Genomic DNA, 17635 nt, shown 5'->3' with positions numbered 1-17635 from the left:
ATTAGCTTGCAGGAGTTCTAACACTTTTGGAATCCAAGTTTCTTCTTACCATAACCATTGATTATTAACAACTAACTCCCCAAATTTTTTTGCTTTCTCATTGCGTTCATCTGCATCTTTCCATAGTTTTTTCCACAAATATAGATGGTTTGTCCTGGTGAATTCCTCAAAACCACGGCTGTTAATTATTTCTACGACTTTATTCTGGGTAAGTTTTTTATATTGTTTATTTCTCAGAAGAACATTGTGAATTTCTTTTCCTTCAGCAGAATTTTCATCTATAAATCTATAGGCTCTATCAGCCTGACTCTCATGATTTCGATTCTCTCTCATATAAATAACTCGGTAACTATATCTAGAATCGGACGTAGAGCTGCAATCAGTTTCAAAATCGGCGATGAAGTCTATTAAATTTTGAGGTAAACCTTGATGTTCTTTTAACTCATCAACTTGATTTTCTCCAAAAGAAAATAGCTGTAACGCAATCGGGGTAATTTTCTCAAGCCCCAAATCATTTCCAAATAAACGCTTTAATGTACTATTGTAATTTATACAGCAAGCCTGAAATTTCCCACTTAAAAATGTATCAATTTTTTTTGTCATTTGATGCTCAATTTCATGCCTTATTCCTATCAAGAACAACAAGTTGTCCTTTAGAGCATTTTCTAAAGGGCATAATTGATGATTTAAACATTTTTCTAATTCCCAATGTTTAAAAGCACCATGCTTAGTTTTAAGAAATTTATTTCTATTTTGATTTTCCTTACAGTATCGGTACTCAATATTTTTGTCCTTAAAATAAGCATGTAAAAGGTATGTCCAGGCAATATTCATCAAAACAATGAAAGACTCTGACTTAAAAGTTATAAGAGGATTATTATAAATTTGAATTGCGGATAGAGCAGCTTCACGAGATTTTTTTATTAATTCATTTTTAATTGAAAAAATCCTTCTATTTCGTTTATTTTCCATAATCTATTATCTACTCTTGCTGAAACATAATTAACCTATTTTCTATAGTTTAGTATCAAATCAATAAAACTGTTTTTTCTGCGTCACTGCATTTTTTCCAGCAGTGACGCAGAAAAATCACCTTGATTTTACCGCGTAAAATCAACACATTTCAGCATTTCAAATAATGGGCGACCCCGCCCCCCTTGCGATGCAGCCAGTATAGACAAACACTATTACGACAAAATCACAGCCAGTGTCGGCCTGTACTGTCTGAAATCAATAAAAGTAATGCCTCAAAAATTCTGTCGTCAAAAACTCAACCAGGCGATATTGAGCTGATGGATGTAATTAAATAAGAAAGTATTTTATGTTGGTCAGCACCTACTTCAATCACCCTATATGATACAATTTATTCAAAGCATTATATTCCAATCACCTAATGAAGATTTAGTTCTAAGGGTATAAACAGATGCACAAGAATGAATACTGAATCAAAACGAATTGAGAAATATACTATTGTCTCTAACACATTAGCGTGTATGAGCAATCAACAATTACAACAAGTCCTGTCAACCGGAAATGAGATGCATTCTGGTATTGGAGGCACTTCTGTTCGAATAGATATCGAGAACATCCCTGTTTTTGTAAAAAGGGTTCCAATTACTGAATTTGAACTAAAGCCAGATAACTTCATGTCAACGGCTAATATTTTTAAATTACCGATATGCTATCAATATGGTATTGGATCAGCTGGTTTTAGCGCTTGGCGTGAGCTTGCAGCACACATCATGACAACGAATTGGGTGATCAGTGGTCAATGCGCCAATTTCCCAATGATGTATAGCTGGCGAATTATTCCTAACTCTTTAAGTAAAACCGATCTTTCCTATTGGAAATCTACAGAAAAATATTTAGATTATTGGGAAAACAACCAAAATATCAAAGAGCGTATACATGGTCTGAATAACGCCAACACCAGTGTTCTATTATTTCTTGAGCATTTTCCAAGAAATTTACACCAACATTTAAAAGAATTTTTGTCACCAAGTGTCGTTGAATTGGATTCAATTAACCATCTGGAAAAATTGAATAAATCATTTGGAACGGTTTTAGAATTTATGCAGGAAAAAGGTTTTCTTCATATGGATGCTCATTTTCATAACATTTTAGCTGATGAGAATGACATTTACCTCAGTGATTTTGGTTTGGCATTGTCAAAGAAATTTGATTTATCAATAACCGAACATAATTTTGTAAAAGACCATGAACATTATGACAGGTGCAGTTATTCAGTCAATTTGCTACATGGTGTTCTAACAGCCTATGCAGGAAAGGATCACTGGGACAAGACATTAAGTGATTACTTAACAAATAAATTTTCAATTAAGTTGCCCGATAAAATAAATGAAATATTATCTAAAAATGCTCCTATTGCAGAAAAAATGCATATATTTTATAAAGAAATTCAGAAAGATAAGTCAACTCCGTTTCCATCAAATCATATGAATGGGATGCTTGAATCAGTCTGGCAGGGAAAATTTTATGATTCAAATTAAAAAAATAACAGGTGATCAAGGTATTATTATCAAAGCCCTGGCATTGTCTGATATCCCCTCTCTGGTCGATGCTTTTCAAAAAGCAAATTGGCAAAAACCTGCGTCGTTATTTGAAAAGTATAACCAAGAACAACAACAGGCTGAGCGAGTCGTATGGTTGGCTTATATTCAAGACCAAATCGCCGGCTATGTTACCCTAAAATGGTCATCACTCTATAAACCCTTTGCTCAGAAACAAATCCCAGAAATTATGGACTTAAATGTATTACCCTCTTTTCGCAAATTTGGAATAGGAAGTACTTTACTAACAGTCGCTGAAGAAAAAGCAGCAAGCCAACATTCACATGTAGGTCTTGGAGTTGGCTTATATGGTGGACAAGATGGGGGCTATGGACAAGCGCAACGACTCTACATCAAACGCGGCTATATTCCTGATGGGTTGGGAGTCACTTATGACTATAAACCAGTTGATCCAGGAAAAATGGTTTGTTTGGATGATGATTTGATATTATGGTTTACCAAAAAAGTGAAATAATGAAATGAAATTTCCCTATCAGCTCATCGAATTAACCCATATTTTAGATGAAACCAGCCCTTCTTGGGAGGAAAACTGTGGCTTTTCTTCATCAATAGTATTGGATTATGCTGACTGTACTAGCGAAACCTCATTTCGCGTGCAACATCTCACAATGCCAGCAGGAATGGGAACGCATATGGATGCCCCCTCTCACTGCTGTCCTGATGGGCTATCTATAGACCAAATTCCACTGGATAAATTAGCCGCTCCTTGTGTGGTGATTGATGTATCTCAAAAGGCACATGATCTTTACAGTGTGGTACCTCAAGATATCGCTGATTTTGAAAAAAAGCATGGCCTTATTCAACCTAATTCGTTTGTCATCATCAAAACAGGCTGGTCACGCTTTTGGGATACATCTATCCAATATCGTAACAACTATCATTTTCCCTCTGTCTCGGCAGAAACAGCTACTCTGCTGGTGTCACGGGGTATTGTGGGTTTAGGCATAGATACCTTATCGCCGGACAGACCAGATGATGGTTATCCTGTACATCGTATATTGTTAAGCTCAGGACGATACATCGTGGAAAACATTGCAAATAGTGAACAATTACCCCCTACAGGTAGTTTTGTCATGGCCTTCCCACTGAAAATCAAACAAGCAACCGAGACACCTATGCGTTTAATTGGATTATTGCCATGAATTATCCTAATGAACAAATAGAAAACAATGCTGATGCGCAACAAATCAATGAATGCCTTGATTTAGTCAACAAAATTTTAGGTGACAACCTTTTGGGCGTTTATCTCTATGGTTCAGCCCTTGTCGGTGGTTTACAAAAATACAGTGATATTGACTTATTCGTTGTAACCAATCATGCCACAACCTTGAGTGAAAAAAATGAATTAACGAAACACCTGCTTCACATATCAGGCCTTTACATGAAAAGCGCAAAACGGCCTATAGAAATGACGGTTGTTGAAAAAAGAGCAGTTAACCCCTGGCATTATCCCCCTCGTTTTGATTTTCAATATGGAGAATGGTTAAGAGCTTCTTTTGAGATCGGTGATATTGAACCACAGAATTATGTAATGCCCGATCTTGCTTTGATTATCACTCAGGTTTTATTGAAGAGCCAGACCTTATTTGGGGAGCAGCCAGAAAAAATTTTAGCGCCAGTTCCCTACGCTGATTTTATTAAAGCGATGCTTCAAGATCTCGATAGACTTGCAGCCGATATCATGGATGATACTCGAAATGTGCTACTCACCCTGGCACGAATTTGGTGTACTTTAGAAACCAATACGATTTGCTCCAAACCCGATGCAGCAGATTGGGTAATAGAACGGTTGCCAAAAACTTACCAAGCCGTGATGAATAGAGCTAAATCCATCTGCATCGGCGATGAAAATGAATATTGGGAAGATATCAAAGCATCGTTAAAACCTTGTGCAGATTGGATGCTACAGGAAATTAACACAATCAAATTATCCATAAATCCAAACAAAATAGCCTACAAGGTGAGCGAATGAAGGAACTTACTTTTTTTAAGGGTTATCAACAAGATGAGCAAAAGCGCGCCGCGTTTAATCACCTTGCAGTTAAAACCTTTGATTTATCGTTTGAAGAATGGTACCAATCCGGCTATTGGCGAGATAAATACATTCCCTACACTTTATTTGACGAGGAACAAGCCGTTGCGAATGTTTCAGTGAATATCATGGATTTTAGCATCTTTGGCCATCAACAAAAAACCATCCAGATTGGCACTGTAATGACAGATGAAGCGTACAGAAATCAAGGCTTAAGCCGAAAGCTAATGAAAAAGGTATTTGAAGATTGGAAAGCAAAGAGCCACCTGATTTATCTTTTTGCTAATTCAACCGTATGGGGCTTCTATCCTAAACTCGGATTTAAGTCAGTTAAAGAGTATCAGTACCAACGCACAATAATATCTACAACTCATACTAACTTTGTTAAATTAGATATGGATAATAAAGAAAACAGGGAAAAACTTCATGATTATGCTCAAAACACCTGTCCACTAGGCAAGATTTCCATGCAAGAAAATGCCGATTTGGTCATGTTTTACGGCATCACGGTATATAAAAATAATGTCTTCTATCTCCCTGAATTGGATACCATCGCCATTGCCGAAATAAATGGACGGCAACTCCAATTATTAGACGTGTTTAGCAAAAAAGAGCAAAATTTAAACGATGTTATCCATGCTTTGAGTGATGAATCCATAGATACTGTGCGACTTGGTTTTGTTCCCAAGGATTGTTCATCCTATGAGATAATTCCTATCGATGAAAAAGAAAAGGATGAAATGCTTTTTCTTGAGGCAGACAAGACCGCTTTATTCGATGAAAATCAGTTGATGTTTCCACTATTGTCTCACGCATAGTTAAGAAGTTTTAAGTATGGATGAACATAACACTTTGATTCTGCTAAATGAACTATCAGATAAAATAAATAACCTATATGGCTTTGTCAAAATTGCTGGTGAAAATTTTGGAGAACCGGCAATAAACTCCGGTCCATGTGGCCCTTTTGCTAATGCCTTTTATACGATTTGGAATCAAAAATTTACTGAAAAAGTAAATATTGCCTTTATTATGGTAAAAAACTCTGATGAATGTTGGCATGTATTAATTAGATTACCAAACGGGTTACTTTTTGACGGCGGTATTGGCGTTCATTCAGATGATAGATGGGATAAGGACAAATTTGATATAGTGGATATGTTCCAATATGACCTGCAACTATTAGAAAAACATTCCGGTGGTTTGAATAGAAAGTATCCTCGATATTGCCCCAATTTTTCTATTAATGATGTCACCCATTTGATAACCAATTGCCTCAATTTGATTGAAGAATAAATGAATATACAACCATTAATAGATAAGCTGAAACTTGGTGAGATAAAAGTACAGCCTGAATTACTCAAAGGCGGTGCGCTGCATACCATGATTAAAATAGAAACAAGCAACGGCGCCTTTGCGATTAAACGATTAAATCCGCATATTACTGCTAAAAGTCATTTTAAAAACGCCTATGAGCACTCCGAGCAGATTGCTAATGAAATGGCTAAAAATGCCATACCTGCGGTTAAGGCTTTATCTTTTAATAATGAGTATGTTATTAACGTCGATACAGATCATTATATAATTTATCCATATATCGACGGTCATTTACTGGATGAGTCCAAGTTAACGCTTGAGCATGCGCGCTCTATTGGCGAATTATATTCGTTAATTCATTCAGCAAATATCCACCATGCAGAAACAGATGAAGCCCAGTACGATTACTTTGACGATGCACACTGGGTAAAACTGATTGAACGCTCCAAACATTCTGATTTGATGGCGTTATTGCCAGTCATTTTAGATTGGAATCAAACCTATTTTCAGGCCATCCCGATCCTCAAACAAGAGTCAGTTATTACACATAGAGACATGCACATTCAGAATGTGCTATGGGATAGTAATAGTAAACCACATATCATAGACTGGGAAAGTGCTGGCTTAATGAATCCCATGTTAGAAATAATAGGATATGGGCTGGAATGGAGTGGCATTATTTTATATCAGAAAGTAAATACCCCCTTTTTGAAGAAATTGCTCACCACATACCATCAACATATTTCTAAAACATGGATAACATCTTTCCATCAAGCATTTACAGGATGGCTAGGACATTGTGTATTGGCATGGACTGAATTTAACATACATCGCATGCTTGGCGAGGTTTCTTCTGATGAAGCTGAAATATTAAAAGGACGCGAAATTATCATAGAAAAAATGATACCTTGTATAAAATATATTCAATCAGAAGAAGCGTTTCTAAAATCATTGTTAGAAACATTATTTTCAACTAAACAATGAATATTCATTTTTTAATGAAGGATTGCAGCAATGGATGAGCCACAATATACTAACGACTTGACTGTTGAAATGGTATAAACACTTGAAGAACAGTAACGCAGCTATTCAATGGGCAGTAGATTATCTGGAATCCCATCATTACAGATTGATTGCTATTCAAAAAATAGTTGAACCAGCTCATTCTATAGTGAGTAAAATAAACACATCTCAAGGCATCTTCTACTTGAAGCAAACGCCACCCGCACTATTTCTTGAGCCAGACACAATATCCCTGCTTCAAGCTCGCGGATGTCGACATATCCCAACCGTCATTGCAAAAAATGACCGCTATCGTTGCTTTTTGACAACCGCATGTGGCGATCTCACTTTACGTTCACTGTTTTCAAAAAGCGGCGTTGATACGGATTTATTGGGACAAGGAATCAGTCATTATACATCTATTCAAAGAAATTTAGAGAATGATACACCTAAGCTAATCACCTTTGGCCTCCCCGATTGGCGGCTTGAGAAATTTCCTTTGTTATACCGTGAGCTTATACAAGAAACAAATCGCTTGATTGCTGATGGCCTAATGCCAGAAGAAATCGCAACCCTTAATCGTGCTTATGATTTTTGTATAGAACAATGTGAACTGCTGTCAAAGTACAAAATCCCTGAAACCATCAACCATTGTGATTTCCACGATAACAATATGCTGCTTTCCAAAGAGTCAGGAGAGATAAGCATTATTGACTGGGGAGAAACTGTGATTGGCCATCCCTTTTTCTCGCTTAATACTTGCTTATGGAATCTGACTTATTTCCACAAAATGAAGCGGGATGACATGCAATATCAAGCACTACAAAAAATCTGTGTTTCGCCCTGGTTAGGCAACCATGAAGAACGCGATCTGATAACAGCTTTTGGCATCGCCAATCAACTTTTAGGTGTTTTCGCTGCCTTAGGGTACAAGCTCATGTATGAGGCAACGGCAAACCAATCAAAAACCGTCCAAGACGAACATCCTGGTTCGATAGCGGGTTGTTTAAGAAGCTTCTTACAGCAGGTAACAAATAGCTAATCTGTCTCTCATGTCTTCTGCGTCACTGCAAATTTTCCAGCAGTGACGCAGAAAAATCACATTGATTTTACCGCGTAAAATCAACACATTTCAGCATTTTGTCCGATCCCGCCAATCGGGATTGGACAAAATTCTTTCCAAAATCCCTTGCGAAGCAAGCACCGCTTTGCTAATTTGGAATCAAGCATGACTGATGAGCTGGTGAAACTCCGGCGAAACGTCAACCGACGTCTAATGCTAAGCCACTTCTTTCCCCTAACCCCGTGGCTGGACGTTCAGTCGGGAAAACCATCTAGGAATCTCTGTCATCCGACAGGGCAACTCCCTCGGGAGTTTAAGTCAATTTATTTTAATTTGACCATGGACTTGTATGACAAGAGCCATTGTCTTGTCGTTTTTATTAATCATCAAAACAAGGAGGAAATAAGCACCCAAAAACTGTTGTAAATCGGCGAGATCGTTTGCCTTATAACGATTGATTTGCCCCCTACTTCGAGCTTTATGGCTTTGGCCAGGTTTCATCTTTGAGTGAGCCGCTCGTTCAACACTAAACCAAAGACAGGGCAAATAAATTTTTATCGGATGGGATGATGAGAAAATACAGCTTAAGACAAACTGCCAATCAATATTTAAAGCTCGGCAATCAAGGCAGTTACAAAATCAAAAAACAACGGGCATATGTTATTCGTAAAATGATCGATGATCTCTATAGCATTGGTGATGTGCCATCTTCCTGGAAGGGCATCCAATCGCATCATATTCACCAACTGGTAGCTCATTGGAAAAAGAGTAAAATACGTACCAGCACTATAATGAATCACATGACTATAGTCAGGCATTATCTAACCAGCATAGATTGCCCCATTCCCAATATAGACAATAAATCCCTGCAACTCAGCAAAGTTACCAAGAAACGTAAAAGAAAACTCAAAATCCAGCACGACCACTGGCACTCATGGGACAATCCAATACAACGTCTCATCATGGCATTACAAACAGAATTTGGTCTGACCTTCAAAGAGGCCATTTATATCAAACCTGAAATTAACATCCAAGATGACAGCATCTGGATAACCAGGAATATTGCATTTAATTCCTTAGATAGAACAATTCCTATCAGATTTGAAATGCAAAAAGCAATCCTCGATGAAATCAAAGAGCTGACTGACGGTAAATCCATTGCTGAATTTAATGATTATGAAGACACCAAAATTGCCTGGCGAAAGACTTTAAAAAAACATGCCCTACCAATTAACAAGGCCTACCGTTATCTCTACGCAAAACAGATGGCTCAGTATCTTTTACCACTGTTGGGGAAATACGAAGCCTTTTGGGTTATTCGCAGCGAAATGGGCATCAAATCCCGTGATTCATTATGGAGGTATCTTAATGAGTAAGTCCAAACTTAAAAATGCCCAGTATTCAATCAATGAATGTATTAAGAAAATCCAAAACTACTCCCACGCCAGCCGAGCAGATATGAAACACATGTTGAATCGATGCGTTAAAGATTTACACGAATTAGGTTACATGGTCACGCACATTAAAGGATTAAAGCCAAAGCACATTCACATCCTGGTTGATCACTGGAAAGCCCAGAATAAAAATCCTGCAACAATAAAAAATTATATGGCTAAACTGCGAAAAGTAGCTTCGGTGCTAAACAAGCCAGAACTGGTTAAACAAGGCAACGACAGCTATCAAATCAATAAACGTAATTACGTTCCTCAATATAATAAAGCAATCAACAACATCGATTTTTCCAAATGCTCAGACCCAATGATCCGTTTATCCTTGGAAGCTCAATTCCTTTTTGGTCTCCGCCGTGAAGAATCAATGAAGATTGTACTTAGTGATGCCTGGCAAGGAAATAAATTGGTTATAAAGCCCAGCTGGACAAAAGGTGGGATCGGGCGCGATATTAAACTAACGAATGAGCAACAACGGCAATGGCTACTTGATGCTATAAAGCAAGTTCCTGCTGGACAATCGCTTATCCCTAAAGAAAAAACCTATAAAAATCATCTAGCTCAGTACCATGAAGTCATAGAAAAAATGGGTTTAAGTAAATGCCATGGGCTTCGTCATGCTTATGCCCAGAGAAGATATCACGAAATTACAAAATCCTATGACAAAACTGGCAATGGACTTATATGTCCAATTCAAGGAGGCAGAATATACAAAGAACTGAATCCCCTTGAAAAATATTGGGATAGAACCGCAAGGGAAATTATTAGCCAGTCCCTTGGGCATTCGAGATTGAGTATTACAAAAATCTATTGTGGTTAGTAGGTGATTATGTGCAGTAACCAGATAAAAATATGATTTTACATGAGGTTAATCCGAAGTTACTGCACATAATATCCCATGCATTTTCTATTAAGCAGCAATGATCACTATTCCCATACCACCTTAAATGTGCAATTATTTTTTAATTCAATAGGAGCTACTTCATAAGAATTTTTGTAATAAGTAATGATAATTTGTTTTTCTTTAGCCGTTTTTACATTGAACTGACAACTAAGTTGTTTTTGTCATTCAGCATGCTAAAGGGACCGTCGATCAGCAGCTAATGGGACCGCCTAAAATGTCAAAACGGTACCTATCAAACTTGTCCACTTTTAGTTAATTATACATGTTATTTTCGCTTTTTTGTTTCTCGCTCTCCTCTGTAACTGGGACCATCTAATGTAACCCGATATGAATTATGTCTTAATCTATCGATAGTGGCTGCAGCAAGTAATCGATTAGGGAAAGCAGAACCCCATTCGCTAAAGTCCAGATTGGATGTAATGATCGTTGATGCACGCTCATATCTTTCCGAGATTAGGTCGTGAAAATCCTCATCCTGGGGGTTGCGTAATGGTCTTAGTCCAAAATCATCGATGATTAGTAGTGGCATTTTCACCAGTTCTGAGAACTTTTTATCAAATCGACCTGATGCTCTAGCTGCTTGCAACTCATTAAAGAGTTGATTTTGCGAAAGCCAGAGTGTATCGATTCCTCTTTGTATCGCACAATGAGCTATGGCTTGAGCAATATGAGATTTCCCTGTTCCACAAGGTCCTACGATGAGAATGGGAACTTTTTCTGCAATAAATGAACACGAGATTAACTCCTGTATTTGAGCGCGATTGATTTTAAGGTTAAAGTCAAAATCGAATGATTCTATCGTCTTGTCACCACGGATACGTGCACGCTTCATTCGTGTTCTTAATTTTTTGTTTTCCCTTCCTAATAACTCATCTTGAAGCAGTAATCCCAGAAACTCAGGGTAGCTTAGCTTCTTTTCTATAGACTCACGGTTACGCAGCGGGATGTTCTCAGCAACATGCGATAACCGTAGTTGTTTTAACTGCGAAGATAGCTCGGGCATCGGGTTTATCATCATTTGTCTCCTGTTGTTTGTATTAGTGTAATAAGTGGGACGTATTCCGGCAGAACTTTCCCCCTACCGAATAGGGTTTGGCCAATGTTGTCGGTTCTTCCTCATGCGGTAAGGCTTGCTTTTCAGCCCCAACCTCTAGCATCGTCTTGATTGTTTTATAATGCACGCTTTGAAAAACAAGCGCTCTATGGCAAGCAGCCTCCAGACGGTCATCGCCATATTTTTTCCTAAGACCGAGAATGCTTTGTGCAGCCCGAAGATAATCTACGACTGAATCATTTAATAGTCCCTCAATAGCAATCACGCATTGGCTTCCAACTTCATGTGCTTGCTTTAGGCACCACTGGGCATCTCGCATCGAGTAAGCCAAAGCATTCGGTGGAAGGTGTTCTGGTATTGTATGTTTGGTGCCTGGTATTTCGAGTTTCGGATGGAGTGCTACCAGTTGATGATTGAAATACAGTCGGATAGTTGTATCCGTTGCTCTAAGCCAAAGCTCTTGCCGTGCGAGGCGATATGGACCTGAATATCGGCATTTCTTGTATTGCACATGGCAATCACCATGAAGCTTGACCTTTTCCCACGCCGCAAACTCGGGCGGATGGTTAGGCAGTTTTTTAAGAAGAGGTTGTTCAATTTCAAATAGAACCAAAGGCTTTTCATGAGTAGTGCCGTGGTTGCGCGCGCCAGCCTCTTGTATTAACCAGATCTTTAACTGCTCGTTCGCATCGTTTAAGCTTCTAAACTGGCGCAGTGGAACAAAGCGGTTTTTAACGTACTTAACCCCGGATTCAACTCGGCCTTTTTTCTGGGGATCATACGGAGGACATGGGGAAATAATAAAACCATAGCCTGATGCGCACTCCCCATATGCCTTTTGAACGCAAGGGTTGTGGTAACAAGCTTTCGTAATCGCACACTTCGCGTTATCTATAATTATTTTTTCTGGAACACCATTAAACCATTCAAAGGCACGCCGATGGCAGGCAAGCCATGTCTCAACATCCTGATGTAAGACCATTTCTGCATACATATGACGGCTCCAGGAGAGCACCATCACAAAGATCCAGGTCTTCTGTTCCTCTCCTTTGCCATCAGTAATTTTAGGTCCTTGCCCAAAGTCAACCTGTGCTGATTCGCCCGGTTTAAACTCTAATATCGTGGTGACCGCTCGTTGTTTTTCCTTGTAAGACTTGATATAGCGTTGAACAACGCTATAACTACTTTTAAAACCATGTTCTCGTTGTAAATGAGCATAGATAGTGCTGGCCTGAACGCCCTGTCTGGTCCATTCTTCAATCTTCACCCGGTATGGCTGTATGCTCAAAAAGCTATTGGCACTGCTCTTTTCAAAAAATAACGCCAGTTCCTGTTCTGTGGGGATTGACTTATCCTTTTCTAACCAGCCTTGCTCTATCGCAATGTCACGCACCCTCCTAAGCGTTTTTCTATCGGCAAGTTTGTCACGGGACAGCCCTCTGAGCGTAGCGCCTTGACGCAATTGGCTAATAATAATGATATATTCGTGCATCTCAAATCTCCGGTTTGACATCCATTTCCCCATTTATGAATAAACAGAGAAAAATTATGTTCATTTTTAACCAAAGTTTGATAGGTGGGGTGGTCCCTTTAGCTGCTGACAGCCCGGTCCCTTTATGTGATGACTAGGTGGTCCCATTAGGGTGCTGAATGACATTTTTCTTCTTCATAGGGTGAATATGGATTTGGAGCTATTTGAACTAAGCCACCCATACCAGGTAAAAGCATAGTCTCTTCTGTTAAACCTGATTTTAAATTAAATCCTGGATAACCAGTGACACCTAGAGCTCTGTCATATTTGTTAATAACCGTTACACAAGCTAATCTTGGGTCTTTATCTACCACATCATGATTGCATGATGCAAAAGTATAAGTCGGTAAACAAAAAAGTAAAAATAATGTTCTGGATTTCATAACTCGATCCTTTCAAAGCATTTTTATTAAGTGCTTAACAACATATCTTACTCATGTTTAGCAATCAATATGAAGGCCAATAAATCCCTTATTTGAGTCAAAATATATTATGTGCAATAGATACGTAAAAGCCTTATTCAAGGGAATAAGTCAAGATTTACTGCACATAATATTTTTCCTGCAAATGCCTATTTTTCTTCGTTTTATAGTGATTGCAACCACTGAAGCAATGTTTTGTTTTCCTTCCATGATGGCAGTTTTGGTGTAGGCGCTGGACTAGTTTTCTCAATGGCTGCTCTTTTCATTTCAAGATTAGCTTTGGCATAAATTTCCGTAGTTTTAATATCAACGTGCCCTAAGAAATCACGAATAATATCTAACGATACACCACCTTGTAGCAAATGCATGCCTTTAGTATGCCGCAGGTTATGTGGACTTATTGCCTGATTAAACTCGGGATGTTGTTGTTGCACTTGCTGCACATATTTTTGAAAGATATAGCGCACCCCTGAACGCGATAATCTATTCCCATGTCGACTTGCAAACAAGGGATGTGTAAATTTATCAGGGGTACTTAGCTTATTTTCCTGTAAATAGTCTTGCAAAAGTTCCACAGTATTTTGCATCAAGGGGACAATACGTACCTTTCGTCCTTTCCCGAAAAGGCGAATCTGAGCAGGATTCGTTAATCGCAAATCACCGACTGACATATCAATTAATTCTTGTACACGAGCACCCGTATCATAAAGTACGCTCAATAATACAGCATCACGGCGGCCATCTTGTGTGCTCAAGTTAGGTTGAGCCAGCAAGGATGTCAGATGATCTTTAGATAGATAGCCTACTGTTTTATGTACAAATCGGCGTAATGGTATCGATAAAATTTTTTGAGCTTGAAATAAATGCTCAGGTGACTCTGCTTGAAGATACCGGAAAAACGCATGTATTGTCGCCAAACGATGATTTAGTGTGTAAATTTTACACTGGCGTTGCTGTTCAAGGTGGTCTAGAAAGGATTCAACTAAAGCAACATCAATATGCTCAAGTTGAAGTTTTTCTAAGGGAATACTTTTAATATCTCGACAGAACTGCAAGAGTAAAACAAAAACATCCCGATAAGCTTTAATTGTATTAGGACTTAAATTGCGTTTGCCAATGATATAATTTGTTAAAAAATGAGTTAAGTGAATAGACAGATCCGTGGGTTTCATAATTACCTCCATTGCGGTATCACACCGCCAAATTGTTTGTTCATACGGTCAGTTAAATTAGGAAATAATTCTGCCGTTAAATGCAGATATTTTTGTGTGCCTGTAAAATCTTGATGACCAAGATAAGCAACTAATAAAGGCAATTTAGCGTTTAAGTCAGCGCCTTCTTCATACCATTGAATGAGCCTGTGTACAGCAAAGGTGTGACGTAGATCATGGATTCTTGGACCTTTACCACGACCTCCATGAGGAATACCGCACTGATGCAAAAGCTGCCGGAATAGATAATAAATTCCTGAAAGGCACCAAGCTGTTTGTTCTGATGAAGGAAAGAAGAAAGCCCCATCTGTTCGTTTTTCTAAAATGATTTTGGCCACTTGTTCAGAATACACTCGCAATCGCTCAACCATATCAAGAGCGAGTGGAACTAGCCGATCCTTATCATGCTTTGCTTTATGAACTGTAATAACGCCTTGTGCTAAATCTACATCACCTAAGCGCAAATTCAATACTTCCCCCAGGCGAAATCCGCAACTGTATAGCAAATGTTAATCGCCACCACTATGGAGCCACTTCGTCGCCACTTAATAGAGCCAGTTGAATGGCGGCTAATGGAGCCAGTGAGATCACCACTTAATGGAGCCAGTTGAGTGGCGGTTAATAGAGCCACCTCATCACCACTTAATAGAGCCACCAAAAATACTCATATTGAAATAATGACTCTGTATTCTGAATGCTGAACCAATGGCAACAGGAGTACAGAAGATGAGCAATAGGAGTATTCAGATGTATGAATATCGTCAAGTAATCTTAAGTCTTCGTTTGGGCGAGTCATGTCGTTCGATTGCAAGAACTGGCCTTGTTGGCCGTCACAAAGCTGAGCAAATCAGGAAGGTCGCGGGGTTAAGAAGCTGGTTGGATCCTGAAGTACAGTTGCCCTCTGATGAGGAGCTGATTGAGCTTTTCGGTGGGACGGTCAAACAGATAGAGGCAAAATCGCCCGTACGACTTTACGAAGATGAAATCCGTGAATGGGCTGTGCAAGGTATTCAGGCCAGCACCATTCATCAGGCGTTGCAACGCAAGCATGGTTTTAAAGGTGCCTATAACTGCGTACAGCGGCTGGTTAGGCATATCAAGGATACAACCTCAACCGATGTGACAACGGTTTTGGATTTTAGTCCTGGCGAAAGCGCGCAGGTTGATTTTGGGCAAGGTCCAGTTATTGTCGATGTGATGACAGGCAAAGAAACAAAGACTTGGTTTTTTGTAATGGTCTTGTCCTGGAGCAGACACCAATATGCTGAACTGGTCACCAATCAAACAGTTGAAACCTGGGTAGGCTGCCACCGCCGTGCATTCGAGTTCTTTGGCGGCGTTCCCAAAAGGATAATCATTGATAACCCCAAATGTGCGATTACAAAAGCTTGTTATCATAATCCTGAAGTACAACGCTCCTATGCCAGTTGTGCTGAAGACTATGGTTTTGTCATTTCGCCCTGTCCACCCCGAGAGCCAAAGAAAAAAGGACGTGTTGAATCCGGAGTAAAGTATGTGAAAAAGAATTTTATGCCACTGCGTGACTTCAGGGATTTATCAGATGCCAACAAACAACTCACTGCATGGGTACTTGAAACAGCAGGGAATCGAAAGCATGGCAGTACCCGTGAGAAGCCCCTAAACCGGTTTATCGAAATTGAAAAACACGCGCTAAAAGCCTTACCTGCTCAACCATCAGAACTATCAGTCTGGAAAAAGGTAAAAGTACACGGAGATTGTCATGTGCAATATGAACAGTGCCGATATTCTGTGTCCTATAAACACGTTAGACAATCGCTCTGGTTAAGGGCTAGTGAAAGCACGGTTCGTTTGTATCACGAGCATGAAATGGTTGCCATCCATCCACGACTCACCAAGGCTGGTAGCCGCCACACTATTGATGGGCATCTGCCATCCAATGCCATAGCCTACAAAATGCAAGATGCACAATGGTGTTTATCATTGGCAGAGAAAGTTGGTACCAGCTGTTTATTGGTCATTGAGCAGCTTCTCAAGGACAAGGTCTGTGACCATTTACGCGCCGCCCAGGGCATATTGGGATTAAAACGCCAATATGGAAGCACCCGTCTGGAAGCAGCCTGCTATCGAGCCATTGAGTTCGAAACACTGAACTACCGCTCTATTAAAAATATTCTTAAAGCCGGTATTGAGTATGAACAATTACCGCGTGAGCAAGCATTCGACCAGCTGGCCAGTGTCTATACCGGCTCAGGGCGATATGGTCGAAATACCCGTCAGTTAATTCAATAACCTATCAGGAGATAAAATATGAGTAATCATCCAATGCCGGATATCGAGCCTTTGTTAAAAAACCTTCGGTTATCAGGCATGATTGAAAGCCTGGCTCAACGAAATAAAGAAGCCATCGAGAACAAGATGAGCTTTACCGAGTTTCTGGCAATCCTTTTACAGGACGAAATCCACAGACGCGAAATGAAAAAGTTTGCTGTCCGTTTTAAGAAATCCAAAATCAATGGCAGCAAGACACTTGAGCAATTTGACTTTGGCTTTAACCCCAAAATAAATCAGCAAAAAATCAAGGACATAGCCACTTGCCGTTTTATCAGTGAAAAAGTTCCCGTGCTTATCGTTGGCCCTTGTGGCACTGGAAAAAGCCATCTGGCTCAGGCTATTGCCCATTGTGCGGTGAGAGCGGAAATCGATGTGTTGTTCTTTACCCAAACGCAGTTGTTTAAGCACTTGCAAGCGGCTAGAGCCATTGGAGAATATGATAAGAAATTCCAGCAACTCGTCAAAGTTCCATTGCTTGTTATTGATGATTTTGGCCTCAAACCCTTTCGTACCCCACAAGATGAAGATCTGCATGACCTGATAGCCGAACGGTATGAAAAGGCATCTACTATGATAACTAGTAACCTGGACTTTCCAGAATGGGGCGATGCATTCCCAAACAAACTACTGGGGGCTGCCACTATAGATAGACTAGGACACGGTGCATATAAAATTGCTCTGGAGGGATACAGTTATCGAACAGTTAAAGAAGCTAAAAATGACAAAAAATAGCATGTTAATTTTGGAGAT

18 protein-coding genes and 1 pseudogene are annotated in these 17635 nt (G+C 39.4%); 13 read left to right on the top strand and 6 right to left on the bottom strand.

What is annotated here, in order from left to right; all coding sequences use genetic code 11:
• Positions 1 to 45 precede the first annotated feature (45 nt).
• Entirely contained in the window at positions 46 to 972 is a 927-nt protein-coding gene (locus tag GH742_RS06305; RefSeq protein WP_203456590.1) for a DUF3644 domain-containing protein, read from the bottom strand.
• A gap of 189 nt (positions 973 to 1161) precedes the next feature.
• Here GH742_RS06305 and GH742_RS15845 point away from each other — a divergent pair.
• The 11 genes and pseudogenes from GH742_RS15845 to GH742_RS06255 form a co-directional block, all read left to right on the top strand.
• Positions 1162 to 1368, top strand: a pseudogene (locus GH742_RS15845) (conjugative coupling factor TraD, PFGI-1 class); the annotation flags it as partial.
• 65 nt (positions 1369 to 1433) lie between these two features.
• Positions 1434 to 2510 carry a hypothetical protein gene (locus GH742_RS06300; RefSeq protein ID WP_203456589.1) on the top strand — a complete coding sequence of 359 codons (1077 nt, stop codon included), beginning with the start codon at positions 1434 to 1436 and terminating at the stop codon, positions 2508 to 2510.
• Positions 2497 to 3045 carry a GNAT family N-acetyltransferase gene (locus GH742_RS06295; RefSeq protein WP_203456588.1) on the top strand — a complete coding sequence of 183 codons (549 nt, stop codon included), beginning with the start codon at positions 2497 to 2499 and terminating at the stop codon, positions 3043 to 3045. The genes GH742_RS06300 and GH742_RS06295 overlap by 14 nt, the downstream gene beginning before the upstream one ends.
• Positions 3046 to 3049: 4 nt before the next feature.
• Entirely contained in the window at positions 3050 to 3733 is a 684-nt protein-coding gene (locus GH742_RS06290) for a cyclase family protein (protein ID WP_061514269.1), read from the top strand.
• Positions 3730 to 4563, top strand: coding sequence for an aminoglycoside adenylyltransferase family protein (locus tag GH742_RS06285; protein WP_203456587.1), 834 nt, complete (start codon positions 3730 to 3732; stop codon positions 4561 to 4563). Before GH742_RS06290 ends, GH742_RS06285 begins: the two co-directional genes overlap by 4 nt.
• Positions 4560 to 5441, top strand: a complete 882-nt coding sequence (locus GH742_RS06280; protein ID WP_203456586.1) for a GNAT family N-acetyltransferase — start codon at positions 4560 to 4562, stop codon at positions 5439 to 5441. Before GH742_RS06285 ends, GH742_RS06280 begins: the two co-directional genes overlap by 4 nt.
• A 16-nt stretch (positions 5442 to 5457) precedes the next feature.
• Positions 5458 to 5916, top strand: coding sequence for a hypothetical protein (locus tag GH742_RS06275; RefSeq protein WP_203456585.1), 459 nt, complete (start codon positions 5458 to 5460; stop codon positions 5914 to 5916).
• Positions 5917 to 6921, top strand: a complete 1005-nt coding sequence (locus tag GH742_RS06270) for a phosphotransferase (protein WP_203456584.1) — start codon at positions 5917 to 5919, stop codon at positions 6919 to 6921.
• Between the two features lie 82 nt (positions 6922 to 7003).
• Positions 7004 to 7981 carry an aminoglycoside phosphotransferase family protein gene (locus tag GH742_RS06265; protein WP_203456583.1) on the top strand — a complete coding sequence of 326 codons (978 nt, stop codon included), beginning with the start codon at positions 7004 to 7006 and terminating at the stop codon, positions 7979 to 7981.
• Positions 7982 to 8571: 590 nt separating this feature from the next.
• Positions 8572 to 9378, top strand: a complete 807-nt coding sequence (locus GH742_RS06260) for a phage integrase N-terminal domain-containing protein (protein ID WP_203456872.1) — start codon at positions 8572 to 8574, stop codon at positions 9376 to 9378.
• The gene (locus tag GH742_RS06255) at positions 9371 to 10270 is read left to right on the top strand and encodes a phage integrase N-terminal domain-containing protein (protein WP_203456582.1); all 900 of its coding nucleotides are present in this window, start codon (positions 9371 to 9373) and stop codon (positions 10268 to 10270) included. The genes GH742_RS06260 and GH742_RS06255 overlap by 8 nt, the downstream gene beginning before the upstream one ends.
• Positions 10271 to 10619: 349 nt before the next feature.
• Here the strand turns inward: GH742_RS06255 and istB (GH742_RS06250) are convergent, their stop codons facing one another.
• The 5 genes from istB (GH742_RS06250) to GH742_RS06230 all read right to left on the bottom strand — a co-directional run bounded on the left by istB (GH742_RS06250) (position 10620) and on the right by GH742_RS06230 (position 15042).
• Positions 10620 to 11372, bottom strand: a complete 753-nt coding sequence (gene istB, locus GH742_RS06250) for an IS21-like element helper ATPase IstB (protein WP_272927805.1) — start codon at positions 11370 to 11372, stop codon at positions 10620 to 10622.
• Between the two features lie 19 nt (positions 11373 to 11391).
• Complete coding sequence (gene istA, locus GH742_RS06245; RefSeq protein ID WP_151298575.1) at positions 11392 to 12900, bottom strand: IS21 family transposase; 1509 nt, start codon at positions 12898 to 12900, stop codon at positions 11392 to 11394.
• Between the two features lie 146 nt (positions 12901 to 13046).
• Positions 13047 to 13322 (bottom strand): hypothetical protein, encoded by a 276-nt coding sequence (locus GH742_RS06240; RefSeq protein WP_203456581.1) that lies wholly within the window; start codon positions 13320 to 13322, stop codon positions 13047 to 13049.
• 203 nt (positions 13323 to 13525) lie between these two features.
• Positions 13526 to 14533 (bottom strand): site-specific integrase, encoded by a 1008-nt coding sequence (locus GH742_RS06235; RefSeq protein ID WP_203456580.1) that lies wholly within the window; start codon positions 14531 to 14533, stop codon positions 13526 to 13528.
• A 2-nt stretch (positions 14534 to 14535) separates the two neighbouring features.
• Positions 14536 to 15042, bottom strand: a complete 507-nt coding sequence (locus GH742_RS06230) for a tyrosine-type recombinase/integrase (RefSeq protein ID WP_239005299.1) — start codon at positions 15040 to 15042, stop codon at positions 14536 to 14538.
• A 277-nt stretch (positions 15043 to 15319) separates the two neighbouring features.
• Here GH742_RS06230 and istA (GH742_RS06225) point away from each other — a divergent pair, with 277 nt between their 5' ends.
• Entirely contained in the window at positions 15320 to 16843 is a 1524-nt protein-coding gene (gene istA, locus GH742_RS06225) for an IS21 family transposase (RefSeq protein ID WP_203456578.1), read from the top strand.
• A gap of 18 nt (positions 16844 to 16861) precedes the next feature.
• The gene (gene istB / locus GH742_RS06220) at positions 16862 to 17617 is read left to right on the top strand and encodes an IS21-like element helper ATPase IstB (protein ID WP_203456577.1); all 756 of its coding nucleotides are present in this window, start codon (positions 16862 to 16864) and stop codon (positions 17615 to 17617) included.
• Positions 17618 to 17635: the final 18 nt, after the last annotated feature.

This window comes from Legionella sp. MW5194 (assembly GCF_016864235.1).
Classification (GTDB): domain Bacteria; phylum Pseudomonadota; class Gammaproteobacteria; order Legionellales; family Legionellaceae; genus Legionella_C.
This window is presented reverse-complemented; position numbering and strand designations above follow the sequence as displayed.